Genomic DNA, 18242 nt, shown 5'->3' with positions numbered 1-18242 from the left:
TAACAAGCGAAAGTAGGTTGAGTAAACCCAGATAGACAGGAATCTCATTTAAAGAATGGAGGTTTATTTTATGTTGAGCAAAGTTTTGTCGCGGCATATTCGTATAACTATGTTTTCATTATTTCTAGTTCTTGGTCTAACCTCATTTTTTTTCAGTAATTCGAAAGCGCTTGCATCGACATGGGGCGATACAAGTACAATGACCGATGCCGATTTTTTCAGTTCCATTAATCTAGATTATCCGGGACTATCCGCAGTCAAAACGAGTGTCGCGGCAGGTAATTATACACAAGCTAAAACCAATCTGCTGAATTACTACAAAGGCAGAACAAGTGTGAAATTCCCTAACCAGGATACGTCGATTTATCCTTTCTATGCAGGCAATCCTGCCAGTCTAACGCTGTTAAATGATATCACCAATCGAAAATTTAAATTTGGAAGCGAGAGTTACGAATATCCGAATGCAGATGTAACATGGAACAATCCTGCCGGATATTCAACGGAATTTAACTACAACATTTGCAGACTACCTTATGTCATCGCTTCGGCCAGATACGCAAGGGATCATGACGATGTCGTACAATTAAACAATTTTTTAGATATAGTGGCTGAATTTATTTATGACAAAGGCAACGCGAATCCGGGGTACCCAAGAACGCTGGATACAGGCATACGATTAGAAAATCTGGTCATTGCGTATTCGATTGTCATCGGGGATACAGGCGTGAACGCGAATATCGATGCAGCCCGGCATATCGGTATGCTGAAATATATGTCTCAATCTGCGAATTGGCTGCTCACTAACGTAGGAAGTCATACGGGAAACTGGGTCGTCATGGAGAGTCTCGGCTTGAATTCGATGGGGGTATATTTCCCGGAATTTAAAAATGCTCCGACATGGAGGGATACCGGGAAATTGCGATTACAAGAGCAGTTGAACAATAGTGTATATAATGATGGTGTATTAAACGAACCGGCACCGCTGTATCATGAGGGGGCTGCCAGCCAATATGTGAGAATTAAAACTTTAAATGATCTGAACGGTTACGACGTATTAGGGAACTTGGAAGACAAGGTACTTAAAATGGTGAACTATTCAAGGGATATTTCCGAGCCGGGCGGATTCCAGGTGGCGATTGGGGACAGCAGACGAGATACCAAAAATGGAAGCTTTGCTGCGGAAGGAGATTACCTTCATCGTTATGATCTTACATACGTAGCATCAGGCGGATCAAGCGGGAAAGAACCAGACCAAACATCGGCCCTATATCCGAATGCAGGCGTAGCCATTATGCGCAGTTCATGGGCCTATGATGCCAACTATATGGCTATCGAAAATCAATATGCGGGTAATCACGCTCATCCTGATGATTTGAGTTTGACGGTATCTGCCTACGGGAAAGGAAGATTAATAGACCCTGGAACGTATAGTTATGACGAAGTGCCGGTGGCTAACTGGTTGCGAAAGACGACAGAAGCACATAGTACGATTGAAGTAGATGATAGGCCGCAAAGGGCTAATGGCAATACAACGAACAGCTGGATTACGAATGATGGCTTCGATTTCTACAGCGGAACGACCAGTTCGAACTCCGGATATGAGGGGGAGGAGAAGCCTTATGATTTTACCCGCAAAGTGCTTTTCGTTAAACCAGGATTCTGGATTATATCCGATATTGTAAAGAACGGTACGGTAAATAGCCATAAGTATCAACAGACATGGCATTTTATGCCGAATGTGAATCCGATTTTAAATACCACGGACGGTAAATCGAAAACAGTGGTGGCAAATGAACCCAACTTGCTTATTATTCCTGCCGATCCTGCACAATTAACTTCATCTTTGCTAGACGGCTACTATAGTGATGTCGATCAGGCGTATCAGACAGCTAAATATGCAAGCTATGTCAAAAATAAAAGTGGTCCTGCAGCCTTTGATACGATGTTGTTGCCGCAACCATTGGGAAGCAGCCTGACAGCATCTGTCAGCAGATATAATATTGGGGTGAATCAGGATGTGGCCTCTGCCTTGCGTTTTGATTTTTCGAATGGGGTAGACGGCTTCTACTATATTTCCCATGAAGCGAACCCGGCTGCAGCGAGAACGTTCGGCTTTTATAACTTTGACGGGGAACTGTCCTATGTACAGAAGAATGCAGATGACAGCAACGGCTTGGCAATCATTAAGAACGGTAAGGTTCTGAAAGAAGGTGTGACCCCTCTGATTCAGTCGGCTTATGCCATAGATAATTTGGAAGTAGAATATAATGGCAGCACATTGAACTTGTACAGCAGTAAAGAGTTAAACCAAATGATCACCCTGTATGCCCCCGGAGTAGTGACCATCACCTACAATGGTAACGCTATCACTTTTACCTCCAACGGAGATTATCGTACGATTCAAGCTGATACGGCCACAGCACTCCTGCAGCCAGTCGCAGATGCTTATGTTCGCAGTGGCGCATATGCAGGAAATAACTATGGATCCGAATCGCAAATGGACATCAAGAATTCTTCCGGAGATTACAACAGGGTCGGCTACATGGTTTTCGACTTAAAGAAGCTAAAGGTCAATCCTGGAACAAGTAAGTTGAAAGTGACAACAACCGCAGGGTTTAGTCCTTCCGGAAGCCTGAAAGTATATGGCATCACCAATTTTACATGGAGCGAAACGAATTTGATTTGGGATACGGCACCCTTTGAGAAAGGTACATTATTAGGAGAGATTGCCCTATCAGCAGCAGCAACACCATATGAGCTTGACATTACCCATTACATTCAGGGATTGAATGGAAGATACGCGGTATTGAGACTAGAGGGGAAAGAGATCGAGAAGACGATAAATATATACAGTAAAGATCATGCAACGGCCAGTTATAGACCGGTACTTGAAGTACAGCCTGGTTCAGAAATTGTTAAATCAATCTTTAGCAACCCTACTGACTTTAGTGCCACTGAGGATGCAACAGTTAGAGGAGGGATATATGCGGATACCAATTACGGGCAATCCTCTGTTTTGGAATTGAAGAATGATAGCGGGGATTATGCAAGAAAAGCATTTTTGAAATTTAATATAGCTCCGTATGATCAGTCGATAACTACAGCGAAATTAAGCATTACACCGATTAGTGTATCTGCGCCTGTTACAATAAAGCTTTACGGCATCCCTGAAGATGCCTGGAAAGAAGCAAACGCATACAGATGGGAAACAGCAAACTATACCACGGATGCGATGACATGGAACACGGCGCCAACAAGTGCGGGAACCTTGATTGCCTCAATCCCTGTTTCGCAGGCCAACATTCCTATTGAAATTGATGTGACTACCTACGTTAAAAGCCATCCGGATAAGGTATTGTCATTCCGACTGGAAGTGGATACGAAAAATGCAAACGTAAGTATTGCTAGTAAAGAATATGGTAACTCATCCTATAAACCGAATCTCATTTTAGGGAATTAAGCTGCGTGGACAAACAGAGAGAGTTACACTAGAAATCGAATCAAAGCCCCTCAGCCGTATCTTTGCTGTGGGGCTTTACTTTGACACCATTTTAGAAAAACCGCTATTGACAAAATAACTACTCAGTGTTACTTTATAGAGGTAGTAAGTAATACAGCATACCTGTGATACAGAATAGCAAGGAGTGATCGTGTTGGAAAACATAACGGAAATGCTCAAGGGGGTGCTTGAGGGCTGTGTCCTTGAAATTATAAGCCGCAACGAAACGTATGGCTACGAGATTACGCGGCAGTTGAACGCCCTCGGTTTTACAGATGTTGTGGAGGGAACGGTGTATACGATCCTCATCCGGCTTGAAAAAAACAACTTGGTGGAAATCACCAAGAAGCCCTCCGACATGGGACCTCCGCGAAAGTTTTTTGCGATCAACGATGCGGGACGCAAAGAGCTGCAGAGGTTCTGGGACAAATGGTCGTTCGTATCGTCCAAAATTAACGAGTTAAAGGAGACAAAACAATGAATTTCTGGGAAAAAATCACCGGCAGCGACATGACGAAAGAGATGAAAACTTTTGAATCGCGTGCCCAAAAGCTGCCTGCTGATTATCAAGCTTCGTGGGAAAAAGTGAAGACAAATCTTTGGTCCTACTCAGATTTCAGCGGTCGCAACCTGATGCCAATTCTGGACGGTGTACTGGGTCTGCTCGAAGAAACGGCGGCAGACGGCCAAAGTGTCCAAGAGGTTTTGGGTGACGATATCCAAGGCTTCTGCGCAGCGCTGGCCGGCGAAGAAGGGGCAAAGTCTTACCGTGATAAGTGGCGTGAACAGCTTAACCATAGTATTGCCAAAAAATTAGGTAAATAGGAGGACACAATAATGGGAATCCGGGATATCATCGAAGGTAAAAAAGAGTGGCGGGCGCACATGGCGCGTGTCAAAGCGCTTCCGCAAGATTATCAGATTGTTTATAAAGAAATTCAAAAATATTTATTTAAGGTCGGTCCTGTCCAGCTAACCGAAGGGACGGGGCTGCTCTCGGGGATTGTCGATCTTTTTGAAGAGGGCGCGGCCATGGGGAAAGGCGTGCTGGAAGTGACGAGCAGTGACGTAGCGGCCTTCTGCGACGATCTCATCAAAGATTCCAAAACCTACGCTGACATCTATCAAGAATCTGTTTTGCAAGAAGTGAACAAGGCCATGAAAAAGGTGACAGATAAAAAAAGTAAAGGGTGAGGAACAGGATGGCTACAGCAATTGAAGTAAACGGTCTGCGAAAGTCTTTCAAGGACACGGAAGTCCTAAAGGGCGTCGATTTTGAAGTCAAGCGCGGTGAGATTTTCGCCCTGCTTGGTTCTAACGGCGCAGGCAAGACAACAATTGTCAGAATCCTCACCACGCTGCTCAAGCAGGATGGCGGGGACGCGGCGATCAACGGGATCGATGTTTCGGCAAAACCTGATCAAGTGCGGCAATCGATCAGTCTGACTGGGCAGTTTGCCGCGGTGGATGAAATTTTAACCGGTCGGGAAAATCTGAATATGATTGCGAAGCTGAGATACCTCAAGAATCCGCGTCAGGTTACGGAAGACCTGCTGGGGCGCTTCGGCTTGACAGATGCCGCCGACCGCAGAGTGTCAACGTATTCGGGCGGTATGCGCCGCAGGCTCGATATTGCCTTAAGCCTCGTTGGCAAACCGCAAATTATTTTCCTTGACGAACCTACCACGGGGCTTGACCCTGAAGCTCGCATCGAGGTTTGGAAAATTGTCAAGGAGCTGGCTGACGGCGGTACGACGGTGTTCCTTACCACGCAATACTTGGAGGAGGCTGAACAGCTTGCTGATCGAATCGCCATCCTCCATGAGGGGAAGATTATCGCTCATGGCACGCTCGCGGATCTTAAACGGCTTTTCCCAACGGCCAAAGTGGAATATGTGGAAAAGCAACCGACATTAGAGGAAATCTTCCTCACTATCATCGGTAAAAGGGAGGGGAAGTAAATGGAGACGGTACAACATCATTTTTTCACCGATATGGGGGTTATGGTGGGACGTTCCCTGCGGCATATTTCCCGCAGCATGGACACCATTGTCACGGTCACCATCATGCCGATTGCGATGCTGCTGCTGTTCGTCTATGTGTTCGGCGGAGCCATCCAAACCGGAACGGATAACTATGTGAATTATTTGCTGCCCGGCATCCTCCTTATGGCGATTGCCAGCGGAGTCTCCTACACCGCTTTCCGATTATTTACCGATGTGCAGCGGGGCTTGTTTGAGCGGTTTTACACTATGCCGATTTCTCGTTCCGCTTTGCTCTGGGGGCATGTTGTCACTTCTCTGGTATCCAATGCCATATCCGTTTTTGTTATCATCCTTGTAGCGTTGATGATGGGATTTCGCTCGTCCGTAGGCGTGCTGCCATGGCTTGCCGTAGCGGGTATACTTGCGCTGTTTACACTAGCCTTAACGTGGGTCGCCGTGATACCCGGCCTGTCCGCTAAAACGATCGATGGCGCGAGCGCCTTCTCCTACCCGCTGATCTTCCTGCCCTTTATCAGCTCGGCCTTTGTGCCAACTGCGTCGATGCCGACTGTTGTTCGTGTCTTTGCTGAGAACCAACCAGTCACCTCAATTGTAGAAGCCATCCGTGCCTTGCTAGCGGGCCAGCCGGTGGGCAATGATATTTGGATCGCGCTAGCCTGGTGCCTCGGCATTATGCTCGTCGCTTGTTTCTTTGCAATGAGGGCTTATAAAAAGAGAGTATAAAAAAGCTGAAAAGAAGCCTAAGAGTAAAGTTTCTCTACTCTTAGGCTTCTTTTTTGTTGTTCAAAAGTTGAGTTTTTTTATGTTTTTTTTATACGGAGCTAAAGTTTCTTTACCCCATTTTTATACGGTTCGGCGTTACAATGAGTCAGGAAAGGGAGCGGTGAAAGAAAAATAGTAGGAGGCAGCGCGATGATCGTTATTGGAATAATTGCATGTGCCGTCATGGTTTATCTCGGTTTTGTTCTAGTGAAGCCTGAGAAATTCTAATTGTAAGACTATGAGCTTGTGTAAGCAGGGGGAGAACCTACTATGGGTATGGGAATGTTACAAGTCGTCATCACACTAGGGATTATCATGCTTTTGGTAAAACCGATGGGAAGTTACCTGGTCAAAGTATTTGACTATGAAAAGAGCGGCCTGGATCGTGTGTTTGCTCCGTTCGAGCGTGTATGTTATCGCATCATGGGTGTTCGGGAAAATGAAGCGATGGGTTGGAAAAAGTATGTTGGTGCCGTATTGCTTGTGAATTTGATCATGCTGATCCTCATGTATACCGTATTTAGACTTCAAAAGTATTTGCCGCTTAATCCCGATGGTATCGGTAATATGCCGTCAGCTTTAGCATTCAATACAGCTGTTTCATTCATTACAAATACGAACTGGCAAGCTTACAGCGGGGAGAATACACTGTCTTATTTCTCTCAAATGGCCGCTATTACGTTTCCGATGTTTACTTCCGCGGCAACCGGATTCGCAGTCGCTGTCGCATTCATCCGTGGTTTAGTCGGTCGACAAGATCATCTCGGTAATTTCTACGTGGATTTGACAAGAGCCATTACACGTGTATTTCTACCGTTAAGCTTCCTTGTGGCTTTAGTGCTGGTTTTCCAAGGTGTTCCCCAAACCTTGCTGGGGGCTGTTCAAGCAACAACGATGGAAGGCGCGCCGCAGACGATTACTCGCGGTTTAGTTGCTTCTCTGGAATCGATTAAACATATCGGTACGAATGGCGGTGGCTGGTTTGGTACAAATGCGGCGCATCCTTTTGAAAATCCAACGCCAGTTTCGAACTTCATCCACATTATTTGTATGATGCTGCTGCCGACCTCCCTGGTCTATGCCTTCGGCCTCATGATTAAGAACAAGAAACAAGGGTGGACCATCTTTGCTGCGATGGGAATTATCTTTATCGTGATGTTGTCTACGGTTTTCTTTGCAGAGTACAAAGGAATTGCTGCCATTGATGCAATGGGTGTGCACGGCAATATGGAAGGCAAGGAAGTTCGATTCGGTGTGTCAGAGACTGCTTTATTTGCGGCGGTAACCACTGCTGCAACAACAGGGAGTGTTAACGCGATGCATGAATCGCTTACGCCTCTTGGAAGTATTGCTCCTTTTGCAGAGATGATGTTGAACAATGTGTTTGGAGGCAAAGGGGTAGGCCTGTTAAACGGGTTGCTCTACCTGATTTTATCCGTTTTTATCTGCGGGCTCATGGTTGGGCGAACACCAGAGTTTCTTGGTAAAAAGATTGAAGGTAAAGAGGTTAAGCTGGCAGCCATCGCAATTCTGACGCATCCGCTCATTATACTTGCGCCGACGGCTTGGGCGTTGATTCGTCCTGAATCCGTTGCGTCCATAGCCAATCCAGGTATGCACGGTCTTTCAGAAGTGTTATACGCCTTCACTTCTGGTGCGGCCAATAACGGATCTGCTTTCGGTGGGTTGACCGCGAATACGAACTTCTACAATCTGGGGATTGGGATGGTTATGCTGTTCGGACGGTACGTTTCAATTTTTGCGATGTTGGCCATTGCAGGTTCACTTGCTGCGAAACGTGTCGTTCCTGTTACGACCGGTACATTGCGGACAGACACGTCTTTATTTATGGGAGTTTTAATGATGATCATTCTGGTTATCGGTGCGCTGACATTTTTCCCGGCTCTCGCATTGGGGCCGATTGCTGAACATTTGGCAGCACGTTAATGGACAGACGTAGATTCTGAGAGACTTTAGGAGTGATTGATATGGCTGCGGAACGTAAAAAAACAGTAACAAAAGAAATGGTGAATCAAGCGATCGTGGATTCATTTAAGAAATTAAATCCTTGGATTATGATGAAAAATCCGGTTATGTTTGTGGTTGAGGTGGGCACGGTCATTACGCTGCTGCTTTCGTTCGTACCTGAGCTGTTTGAAAGCTCTGAGGTAGGGAGAGGCTACAACATCGCTGTGTTTGTAATACTGCTTTTCACTTTACTTTTTGCCAACTTTGCTGAAGCATTAGCGGAAGGTAGAGGAAAGGCGCAAGCGGATTCCCTTCGGAAAACGAAATCCGACACCATGGCTCGTTTGGTTCAAAAGGATGGTGCTTATAAGCAGGTCCCATCGACTTCTCTTCGTAAGGGAGATGTGGTCCGGATTGAAATCGGCGAGATCATTCCCTCGGATGGTGAAATCATCGAAGGCTTGGCTTCCATTGATGAGTCAGCGATTACAGGGGAATCCGCTCCGGTTATTAAAGAAGCAGGCGGCGACTTTTCTTCCGTTACAGGTGGTACGCGGGTAGCATCTGACTATATCATTGTTAAAGTAACGACGGATCCTGGTGAATCGTTCCTTGATCGCATGATCGCACTCGTCGAAGGGGCTAAGCGGCAGAAAACGCCAAATGAAATTGCCCTTACGACACTGCTTGCTGTACTGACGTTGATCTTCTTAATCGTCATCATGACCATGGTTCCCATGGCGAAGTATTTACATGTAAAATTAGAAATTTCCACGTTGATTGCCCTGTTGGTCTGTCTCATTCCGACGACAATTGGCGGCCTGTTGTCAGCGATTGGTATCGCAGGCATGGACCGTGTGACACAGTTTAACGTGCTTGCGATGTCGGGTAAAGCGGTTGAAGCGGCCGGTGATATCGACACGATGATTTTGGATAAAACAGGGACGATTACGTTCGGTAATCGGATGGCTTCAGAATTTGTGCCGGTTGGCGGAAAATCTGTGAAAGACATTACGTTTGCAGCTCTGCAAGCTTCAGTGAAAGATGAAACACCGGAGGGGCGCTCGATTGTTGAGCTTGCGAATAAACTTGGCGAGTCGTGGCAAGCGAATCATGACTCGGATGCAGAAGTCGTGGCGTTTACCGCTGAAACGCGAATGTCAGGTTTTGATCTGGCGGACGGTATGAAATTCCGCAAAGGTGCGGTAGATGCCATCAAAAGATATGTAACTGCGCTTGGCGGTAAAATTCCAGATGACTTAGAACCAGTATCGAACAGAATTGCAAAAGCCGGGGGCACGCCACTCGCAGTCGCGATTAACGAGCGGATCTTTGGCGTCATTTATCTCAAAGATACGGTAAAACCGGGCTTGAAGGAACGATTTGCCGAGCTGCGCGCAATGGGGATAAAAACGGTCATGTGCACAGGAGATAACCCGTTGACAGCAGCAACGATTGCACTTGAAGCTGGTGTTGATGAATTTATCGCTGAGGCCAAACCGGAAGATAAAATTGCTGCTATTAAAAAAGAGCAGCAAGAAGGTAAACTTGTAGCGATGACAGGCGACGGAACAAATGATGCCCCTGCGCTTGCTCAAGCAGATGTAGGATTAGCAATGAATTCAGGCACGATGGCGGCGAAAGAAGCAGCCAACATGGTCGATTTGGATTCTGACCCAACCAAGCTGCTTTCCGTAATTTCCATCGGCAAACAATTATTAATCACCCGCGGCGCTTTGACGACGTTTTCCATCGCGAACGATATTGCCAAATACTTTGCGATCATTCCAGCGATGTTCATTCTTGCCATGCCGCAGTTGCAGGCATTGAACATTATGAATCTGGCCTCACCGGAATCGGCCATTTTGTCTGCTTTAATTTTCAATGCCATCATCATCCCGCTGTTGATTCCAATTGCGATGAAGGGTGTGAAGTACCGGGCGATGTCGGCTGATCGCTTGCTGTCTCGCAATGTTTTGTTGTACGGGGTTGGCGGCGTTGTGGTGCCATTCATCGGGATTAAGATCATTGATATGGTGATTCACGGCTTAAATATCGTGTAAAAGAAGAGAAGTGAGGGGATTACATTATGAAATCGGTTATGATCGCTATTCGGGTGTCGCTATTGTTCATGATCGTCTGTGGACTTATCTATCCGCTTGCTACAGCAGGAGTGGCGCAAGTCTTATTTCCCAAACAAGCAAATGGCAGTCTCATCGAATCGAACGGTACCGTCATTGGTTCGGAATTACTGGCTCAAAACTTCGAGTCTCCAAAGTTCTTTCATCCTAGAGCATCAGCCGCCAATTATGATCCTACAGCTACAGCAGGTTCAAACACTGCAGTAGCTTCTAGTGATTATGCTGCGGCAATGGCAGATAAAATTGAGGCATGGAAGAAAGAGAACCCGAATCTAACAGAAATTCCAGCAGACATCGTGACTGTATCTGGTTCTGGTTTTGACCCTGACTTGTCTCGGGAAGGAGCCAAAGCTCAAATCCCGCGGATAAGTAGAGAAACAGGAATTTCGGAGAGCAAATTGAATGAGCTTGTTGATCAGGTTGCAAAAGCGCGGCAGCTCGGAATTTTTGGTGAGCCTAGGGTCAACGTGACTGAATTGAATATGGAACTGCTGCACAAAGTGAAATAGGGAAGAAAGAGGGAGACGGTGCTCGTTGGATGGTTTCAAGCGAAAGACACCAGAGGAAATCCTATTATCGATTTCCAAGCTGCACCGCGGCAGCTTAAAAATTTATATCGGTGCCGTCAGCGGGTCTGGTAAAACCTATCACATGCTGAGGGAGGGGCATAACCTTAAGGGGCAAGGGATTGATGTTGTTATCTGTGCGGTGTCGACGCTTCAAAGGCCGGAAACTGTGGAACAATTAGGGGATCTGGAACGGGTTCCGAGTATCCATTGGATGAAAGATGGCGTGGAACAAAAGGATTTGAACCTGGATGCTTTACTTAAACGAAATCCGGAGGTTGTTCTCGTAGACGGATTGGCACACCATAATCGAAGCGATGCTCTTTTTCCAACACGACTTGAGGATATTAAATATTTGCTTGCACACGACATCAGTGTGATTACGACAGTCAATGTTTATGAACTGGAAGAAGCGATGGAAGTTGCGCATAAATTAACTGGCGTAGAGGTGGGACATTGCGTTCCCTCCAACATACTGGAGTTAGCTGATGAGGTCAGACTCATCGATGCTACACCGGAAACGATTCTCACTAGATTGGAAGAAGGTCATCTAAAAGGAAATAAAGATTCCGCTTTATTTCAGCGTGGAAATTTAGGTGTACTGAGAGAGCTGGCCCTCCGACTCGTAGCAGAGGATGTGAATGATTCCCTGGAAGCTCATCGGGAGGAAATGGGGTTTCAGGGTCCATCGGGAACCACAGAGCGTATCCTTGTTACGACGCAGTACCACTGGAACGGCTCTATTTATGTCCGCCGAGGCCAGCAAATCGCCAAGCGATTGAATGGTGATCTTCATGTCGTCACGCTGCGGAAAATGGGGAAAACACTCTCTAAAGAAGCGGCTGCTTTTCGCAGGTCAATGATGAAACTGGTGGAGAAAGTTGGAGGTAAATTTAAAGAGCTGCCACTTTCTTATCGCCGCTGTATTCCAAAATTAGTCGTGAATTATGCGAATACCCATCATGTTACACGTATTGTTTTGGGGCATTCTAAACAAACCAGATGGCAAACATTTCTCTATGGATCTGTCATCAACGGTTTGTTGAAGAGGGCAAGGAACGTTGATGTCTTTCTTGTTGCGGATCGTGCCTCGAAAGAGGGGGAGCGTATTTTGCCTGCTCATATGCAATCGCCCAAGGAGCCTTACAAATATAAGCGTCTGAGCAAGCAGGAAGTTGAGAAAAAAATTGAGAAAATCAAACGCGGCAGATTCAAGGTGTACATTGGCGCTGCACCTGGTGTAGGGAAAACCTACACGATGCTGCGGGAAGGCAATGACTTGCTCAAAAAGGGGATTGATGTAAAAGTTGGCCTGCTTGAAACACATGGCAGACAAGAAACGATCGCGCAGGTTAGCGATCTTGTCAGTATACCGCGGGCAGAAATTCACTATCAGGGTGCGAGGCTTGAAGAGATGGATACCGAATCGATTATCCGTCTGCGGCCTGAAGTGGTTTTGGTGGATGAGCTTGCCCATTCCAATGTACCCGGAAGTAAGAATAAGAAGCGCTACGAAGATGTGCTCGAAATTTTGGAAGCCGGTATTTCCGTCATTTCCACGGTAAACGTTCAACATTTGGAAAGCTTAAATGATGCTGTCGAACATATAACGGGCGTGCGTGTGCGGGAAACCGTTCCTGACAGCATGCTCCGAACAGCCGATGAAGTCCAGTTAATCGATGTTTCCCCGGAAGCGCTGCAGCTCCGAATGAGAGACGGAAAAATTTATGCGATGGCAAAAGTGGATCAGGCCTTAAATCATTTTTTTAAAACAGGAAATCTTATCGCCTTGCGCGAATTAGCTCTGCGTGAAATTGCCGATGATGTTGATGAGCGTCTGGAGTCTATGGAGCGAAAGAACTCATTACGAGGGCCGTGGCGAAGAAAAGAAGTCATCTACGTGTGTATCACCGAATTCACACAAGCCGACCGGTTGATTCGGCGGGGGTTTCGCATTGCGCATCGGTTGAAAGCAGCCTGGCAGGTAAGCTTTATCGCTGCCCGGTATCTTGAGGAATTGAAGCCCATGTTGGAGGCTCTTGAAAAGCTAACCAAACGCTTGGGAGGGGAGTTTTCCTTTCAAGCGGTCGTAAATCGCAATCACATTCCGCGTTATTTTGCGACAAAAGCAAGTGAAGCTGGAGCTACACAACTTATCGTTAGAAAGAGTATGATGGTCAAGAAGCTTTTGCCCTATGCGCGTCAAATGGATGTGCTCATCATTGCGGATTACGAGTCATGGCAATCTTCGAGAAATAGGGTGAGATAAATATAAATGAATATGACCAAGTATGAATATAAAAATTGGAAATCCTACGGTGTGACTGTGTTACTTATCATTCTATTGACGATTTTCTTAAAATGCTTTTATCGCTTTTTTGACAGCGTCAATATCGCACTTCTCTATTTATTCCCTGTTCTTTTTAGTGCGGTCAGATGGGGAAAGGGGCCTTCTTTTTTTGCTGCGGGACTGGGCGTTCTAGCCTTTGATTTCTTCTTTGTTCCGCCAATGTTCAGTCTGACGGTAGCTGATTTACGCTACCTGCTCACTTTTGTTGTTTTTTTGTGTGTGGCAGGTCTTACCTCTAATCTTGCGTCAAAGCTTAGAAAGCAATTTCAACAAGCGCAGCAGAAAGAAGCCAATACAGCTGCTCTATATGCGTTAAGTCGCAAAATTACAGCCATTTCTGATCTGGAAGTATTATTAACTCAGATCATCCAGCATTTCTCAGAAACACTGGAGACGAAGGCGGCAATCCTGGTGCGCAGTCAGGCGGGGGAAATACAGGTTGAAGCCTTTTCGCAGGATAGCATGGATTGGGCGATTGATGAATCGCATTTGTCTATTGCTTCCTGGGTGTATCATCACCTTACAATTGCAGGTCGAGGGACGGAAGCGCTGCGCGAATCTGCTCAGCTGTATGTCCCTTTAAATACGGATCATGAGGTGCACGGCATCCTTGTCGTGCATGTTGGTCATCGGACTTTGCCGGAAATGCCGGAGCTTATTCGAATCATTGAAGCGCTGGCTGATCTTGCAGCCGTTGCCATTTCCCGAGTTAAGCTTGCGAATGAAGCTAAGGTAGCGCAGGTGACAGCTGAGTCCGAAAAGCTTCGAACGGCCATACTGGATTCGCTGTCTCATGAACTGCGAACTCCGCTGGCCGCGATCACAGGCTCGGTCACCAGTCTACTTGAGGGTGAGCATGTGTTTACTCAAGAAGATCGGAGAGAGCTGTTGCTTACGACGCGAGAGGGAGCAGCTCGAATGAATCGGCTCGTCGTGAATTTGCTCGGTATGGTCCGCATTGAGAGCGGTATGCTGCGTTTAAATAAACAATGGTGCGACATTGAAGATGTTGTTGGTGTTGCTTTAATGCAATTGAGAGATTCTCTTGCTAACAGAGCCGTTATCGTCGATCTGGAGCCGGCCCTTCCTTCAATTCCGCTCGATGAAGTGCTCATCGAACAAGTCCTGATCAACGTCATCAGCAATGCGATTAAATATTCGCCTGAAGGGAGCGAGATTCGTATAGGCGCGAAGGAGGAGGGCGATGTGCTGAGCTTGACCATTGCGGATCAGGGAGTCGGTATCCTTCCGGCCGACAGGGAGCGAATCTTTGAAAAATTTTATCGCGGCAGCCGCACGAAGCATATTACTGGCACAGGACTCGGTCTTGCCATATGCAAAAGTATTATAGAGGCGCATGGCGGACACATTTCTGCAAACGCCAGCCAAGAGCATCATACAGGAACGGTTATTCAAATAAGTTTACCTTTACGTTTGACTGAGAAGGGCGGCGATTCTGCTTGAACATAACAGGGGCGAAAATTCTAATTATTGACGATGAGCCACAAATATGCAGATTGCTTCGGGTTACGTTAACCGCGCATGGTTTTATGGTATATGAAGCCTCCACGGGGCAGGAAGGCATGCTGCAAGCGGCCATGGTACGCCCGGATCTTATTGTTTTGGATCTTGGACTGCCAGACGTGACCGGAATGGAAGTGCTTGATCATATTCGTCAGTGGTCGCAAGTGCCGATCATTATCCTTACTGCCCAGGATCAGGAACAGGATAAGGTTACGGCTTTAGATTGCGGTGCTGACGATTATGTGACGAAGCCGTTTGGCATGGGGGAATTTATGGCCCGCCTGCGGGTAGCCTTGCGCCATATTGCGAAAACACCGGAAGAACCTGTTTTGAAGCTTGGCAATCTTCTGATTGATCTATCCCAACGAAGTGTCGCATTAAATGAGGAAAAAATAAAATTGACCCCGACAGAATATGATCTGCTCAAAGAACTTGCTCTAAATGCGGGACGAGTCATGACGCATCGACACTTGCTCAAGCAAGTTTGGGGTGGTTCAGAATATGAATCGGATAGCCATTATTTAAGGGTTTATATCGGTCATCTAAGGAAAAAAATCGAGGAAGATCCGACAAGGCCCAAATATATTCTTACGGAGCCCGGAATCGGATACAGATTTGCTTGGCAAGAATGAACCAAGGCTGCTTTGAAGAAAGATTCGAAGCAGCCTTATTTCGTTTTCCATAAAATAGCACCAGAAATACAAAGATTACCACCTTCTGGGAGAATGCGATGCTGACTATACTGAACTCATCACATCTTCAAAGGAGGTTTTTATGTTAAAAATTAAAGTCTATGGTTTTTTATTATTTCTTGCTGTCGTTATATCAACGCTAGGATTTTTACCCCAGACCTCACATGCAGCCGCGACGATTCAGAACTACCCGATGCCCTCCATCTATACCGCGTCAAGTATTTATTCATTGAAAGCAGATGATGAATCCGTTCCGGTAATCAGCTATCTGGATGACTATGACTACGCTCAATTTTCTTTTTCCGGCGCGGTTCGTATCGAAGTTACGGTCAATCAACCTATCACCTCTTATTCCATCAGTCCAATGGCCAAAAACATCGAGGGTACGGTCAACGGTAACAAACTGACGTTTTCGCTTTCATCCTCCACCTATGTGATCGTGAAAATCAATGACTTGACGAAAAAGATTGTCATCGCAGCAGATCCTTTGGAGACGAATATTCCCCCGTCCACAGGTGCCGGGATCTATAATGTAACCCAATCGCCATACAACGCCGATAAGACGGGGACGTCGATGGCATCGGGTGCGATTCAGCAAGCCATTGATGCCGCGTATCAAGCTGGCGGCGGCACTGTATACGTGCCGGCCGGTGTCTACAAGAGCGGGAACCTGACTTTAAAAAGCAATGTGACCTTTTACCTGGCCGGAGGCGCCGTCATTGTCGGCACAGGCAAAGGTGAAGACTACGCGATTGATTTTCGGAAGGATTCACGCAATGCGGATGGCACGTATTTTATACGAACTGCCGTAAACTCCAGCAATATCACCATACGGGGGAGGGGAACCATTGACGGACAAGGGATGGAGATGCGGGCGAGAATCATGCCGGCACCGAATAAAAGCGAAGGCTTCTTGAATAACCTGCTTGTCCCGTTGCAAACCTCCCATTTTACGTTTGACGGTCTCATATTGCGGGATGCCGGTTTCTGGTCGTTCATGGTCGTTCGTTCCGACAATGTGACCATAAAAAATCTTAAGGGATTCCAGGATCTATACAAAATTGAGGATGACGTCATCGATATTAACGAGAGTCAGAACGTGCTTGTTCAACATGCCATTGCCATATCCGATGATGACAATTATTCTACGAAAACCTGGCTGCAAACAGGGATGTCTTCAGGGTGGCCGGGAGCGCTTGAACATGTGGAGAATGTGGTCTTTGATGATGCCCTTGCCTGGACAAGATGCGCGGCTTTCAAGATTGGAATGGGCGTAGCGCAGCCGCAGATCGGCGTGACTATCCGTAATTCGTATGTGTTTCAAAGTGCCCGAGCTTTGTTGATTGATCATGGTTATCAGTATAATACGCTTCCGGAGGAAGGTTACGCTCAAAATATTACGTTTGAGAATATCGACATCGAACGTGTCGGGATCAATCAATTCGGGAACTATTGGCTGGGCGTTTCTACCAGCACTTCCGGCGATGTCAGCAATGTGTTATTAAAGAACATTAATGTTCGCGAGCTGGGATCTCAGCAATCCAGAATTTCCGGTAATGTCACCAAGGGCGGAATGGTTAACACGGTCACCTTCTCGGATGTGGTTGTTAAAGGCAAGCTCGCCACCAACCTGACTGACTTAAAATTAACCGTAAATAGTAATGTAAACGGAGTCAATTTTGCCAACTCCACTCCGCTGTTCAACGATAATTTTGAAGATGGAGATATGGCTGGATGGACATCCGTTGCAGGCAGCTGGAGCGTACCGACCGTCGACACGAATAACGTGTTGTCCAGCGGGAGCCAGGTAACCACATCCCTGATAACCGCTAATAGCGGCGGCTCATGGAAGGATTATGTGGTTCAAGCTCGAGGGAGAATGCCGATTACCGACGCCAATGCAGGCATTGTCTTCAGGGTACAGAATGCCAATAATTATTATATGTATCGAATTAATTCATCGAATCAAAAGCTCGAGCTGTACAAATCCGTGAACGGACAATTGACGTCTGTAGCCAATACGCCGTTTACAGCCCTGGAGAAGCAGTTCTATACCATGAAGGCGGTTGTACAAGGCAACAAAATTTCCTGTTATGTGGATGGCGAATTAAAAATGGTATGGACCAATCCTGTATCAGAACTGACAACAGGAGGAGTCGGATTCCGCACCACTTCGGCGGGCGTCCATTTTGACGATGTCATCGTTTCTCCAATCATTCTGTTTAGCGATAATTTCGAAAATGGCAATACGACAGGGTGGACGTCATCTTCCGGTTCTTGGAGTGTGAAAACAGACGGTACGAAAGTTCTGAATCAAAATAATTCGGCGACTGCGCTGATTACCGCCGGCGATGCATGGAAGGATTATACGTTTGAAGCTAAAGCGAAAATGCCGATCACGAATGCCAATGCAGGCATTGTCTTCAGGGTGCAGAATGCGGATAATTATTATATGTATCGTATCAATTCATCGAATCAAAAGCTGGAATTATACAAGGCCGTGAACGGACAGCTGACCCTGGTATCCAGTACATCTTTCACAGCTCAGGCGAACCAGTGGTATACAATAAAGGCTTCCGTTCAAGGCAACACGATCAAAGGTTATGTAGATGGAGTCTTAAAGACAAATTGGACCAATCCTGTAACGGAATTGACAACAGGGAAAATCGGATTCCGTACCACTTCGGTAGATGTAGCTTTTGATAACCCATTGGTTCTGACTTCTAATTAGTGT

The 18242-nt window shown here is 46.4% G+C and carries 14 protein-coding genes; all 14 read left to right on the top strand.

Annotation, left to right across the window (positions count from 1 at the left end; translation table 11 throughout):
- The first annotated feature begins 70 nt into the window (after positions 1 to 70).
- A complete protein-coding gene (locus tag ABE504_RS13545) occupies positions 71 to 3460 on the top strand; it encodes a DUF7594 domain-containing protein (protein ID WP_430089109.1) in 3390 nt (1129 codons plus the stop codon).
- Positions 3461 to 3671: 211 nt separating this feature from the next.
- Positions 3672 to 3980, top strand: a complete 309-nt coding sequence (locus tag ABE504_RS13540) for a PadR family transcriptional regulator (protein ID WP_430089937.1) — start codon at positions 3672 to 3674, stop codon at positions 3978 to 3980.
- Positions 3977 to 4324 (top strand): DUF1048 domain-containing protein, encoded by a 348-nt coding sequence (locus ABE504_RS13535; protein ID WP_430089106.1) that lies wholly within the window; start codon positions 3977 to 3979, stop codon positions 4322 to 4324. The genes ABE504_RS13540 and ABE504_RS13535 overlap by 4 nt, the downstream gene beginning before the upstream one ends.
- A 12-nt stretch (positions 4325 to 4336) precedes the next feature.
- A complete protein-coding gene (locus ABE504_RS13530; RefSeq protein ID WP_430089103.1) occupies positions 4337 to 4693 on the top strand; it encodes a DUF1048 domain-containing protein in 357 nt (118 codons plus the stop codon).
- An 8-nt stretch (positions 4694 to 4701) separates the two neighbouring features.
- Positions 4702 to 5460 (top strand): ABC transporter ATP-binding protein, encoded by a 759-nt coding sequence (locus tag ABE504_RS13525; protein WP_430089100.1) that lies wholly within the window; start codon positions 4702 to 4704, stop codon positions 5458 to 5460.
- The gene (locus tag ABE504_RS13520) at positions 5461 to 6228 is read left to right on the top strand and encodes an ABC transporter permease (RefSeq protein ID WP_430089098.1); all 768 of its coding nucleotides are present in this window, start codon (positions 5461 to 5463) and stop codon (positions 6226 to 6228) included.
- Between the two features lie 189 nt (positions 6229 to 6417).
- Positions 6418 to 6495 (top strand): potassium-transporting ATPase subunit F, encoded by a 78-nt coding sequence (locus ABE504_RS13515; RefSeq protein ID WP_430089934.1) that lies wholly within the window; start codon positions 6418 to 6420, stop codon positions 6493 to 6495.
- A gap of 48 nt (positions 6496 to 6543) precedes the next feature.
- A complete protein-coding gene (gene kdpA, locus ABE504_RS13510) occupies positions 6544 to 8214 on the top strand; it encodes a potassium-transporting ATPase subunit KdpA (protein WP_430089931.1) in 1671 nt (556 codons plus the stop codon).
- A gap of 41 nt (positions 8215 to 8255) precedes the next feature.
- Entirely contained in the window at positions 8256 to 10298 is a 2043-nt protein-coding gene (gene kdpB / locus ABE504_RS13505; protein ID WP_430089095.1) for a potassium-transporting ATPase subunit KdpB, read from the top strand.
- A gap of 26 nt (positions 10299 to 10324) precedes the next feature.
- On the top strand, positions 10325 to 10885 hold the full coding sequence (kdpC, locus tag ABE504_RS13500) for a potassium-transporting ATPase subunit KdpC (protein WP_430089092.1): 561 nt from the start codon (positions 10325 to 10327) through the stop codon (positions 10883 to 10885).
- A 25-nt stretch (positions 10886 to 10910) separates the two neighbouring features.
- Complete coding sequence (locus ABE504_RS13495) at positions 10911 to 13211, top strand: histidine kinase (protein ID WP_430089089.1); 2301 nt, start codon at positions 10911 to 10913, stop codon at positions 13209 to 13211.
- A gap of 6 nt (positions 13212 to 13217) precedes the next feature.
- Positions 13218 to 14756 carry a DUF4118 domain-containing protein gene (locus tag ABE504_RS13490; RefSeq protein WP_430089087.1) on the top strand — a complete coding sequence of 513 codons (1539 nt, stop codon included), beginning with the start codon at positions 13218 to 13220 and terminating at the stop codon, positions 14754 to 14756.
- Positions 14753 to 15448 carry a response regulator gene (locus tag ABE504_RS13485; protein WP_430089084.1) on the top strand — a complete coding sequence of 232 codons (696 nt, stop codon included), beginning with the start codon at positions 14753 to 14755 and terminating at the stop codon, positions 15446 to 15448. The genes ABE504_RS13490 and ABE504_RS13485 overlap by 4 nt, the downstream gene beginning before the upstream one ends.
- A gap of 142 nt (positions 15449 to 15590) precedes the next feature.
- Positions 15591 to 18239 (top strand): family 16 glycoside hydrolase, encoded by a 2649-nt coding sequence (locus tag ABE504_RS13480; RefSeq protein WP_430089082.1) that lies wholly within the window; start codon positions 15591 to 15593, stop codon positions 18237 to 18239.
- Positions 18240 to 18242: the final 3 nt, after the last annotated feature.

The sequence above is a fragment of the Paenibacillus oryzisoli genome (genome assembly GCF_050467285.1).
Classification (GTDB): Bacteria; Bacillota; Bacilli; order Paenibacillales; family NBRC-103111; genus Paenibacillus_E; species Paenibacillus_E oryzisoli_A.
This window is presented reverse-complemented; position numbering and strand designations above follow the sequence as displayed.

Coding starts and splice junctions, on each gene's coding strand:
- ABE504_RS13545 (WP_430089109.1), top strand. CDS start 71: ATGTTGAGCAAAGTTTTGTCGCGGCATATTCGTATAACTATGTTTTCA.
- ABE504_RS13490 (WP_430089087.1), top strand. CDS start 13,218: ATGAATATGACCAAGTATGAATATAAAAATTGGAAATCCTACGGTGTG.
- ABE504_RS13530 (WP_430089103.1), top strand. CDS start 4,337: ATGGGAATCCGGGATATCATCGAAGGTAAAAAAGAGTGGCGGGCGCAC.
- ABE504_RS13515 (WP_430089934.1), top strand. CDS start 6,418: ATGATCGTTATTGGAATAATTGCATGTGCCGTCATGGTTTATCTCGGT.
- ABE504_RS13540 (WP_430089937.1), top strand. CDS start 3,672: ATGCTCAAGGGGGTGCTTGAGGGCTGTGTCCTTGAAATTATAAGCCGC.
- kdpA (WP_430089931.1), top strand. CDS start 6,544: ATGGGAATGTTACAAGTCGTCATCACACTAGGGATTATCATGCTTTTG.
- ABE504_RS13535 (WP_430089106.1), top strand. CDS start 3,977: ATGAATTTCTGGGAAAAAATCACCGGCAGCGACATGACGAAAGAGATG.
- ABE504_RS13520 (WP_430089098.1), top strand. CDS start 5,461: ATGGAGACGGTACAACATCATTTTTTCACCGATATGGGGGTTATGGTG.
- kdpC (WP_430089092.1), top strand. CDS start 10,325: ATGAAATCGGTTATGATCGCTATTCGGGTGTCGCTATTGTTCATGATC.
- kdpB (WP_430089095.1), top strand. CDS start 8,256: ATGGCTGCGGAACGTAAAAAAACAGTAACAAAAGAAATGGTGAATCAA.
- ABE504_RS13525 (WP_430089100.1), top strand. CDS start 4,702: ATGGCTACAGCAATTGAAGTAAACGGTCTGCGAAAGTCTTTCAAGGAC.
- ABE504_RS13480 (WP_430089082.1), top strand. CDS start 15,591: ATGTTAAAAATTAAAGTCTATGGTTTTTTATTATTTCTTGCTGTCGTT.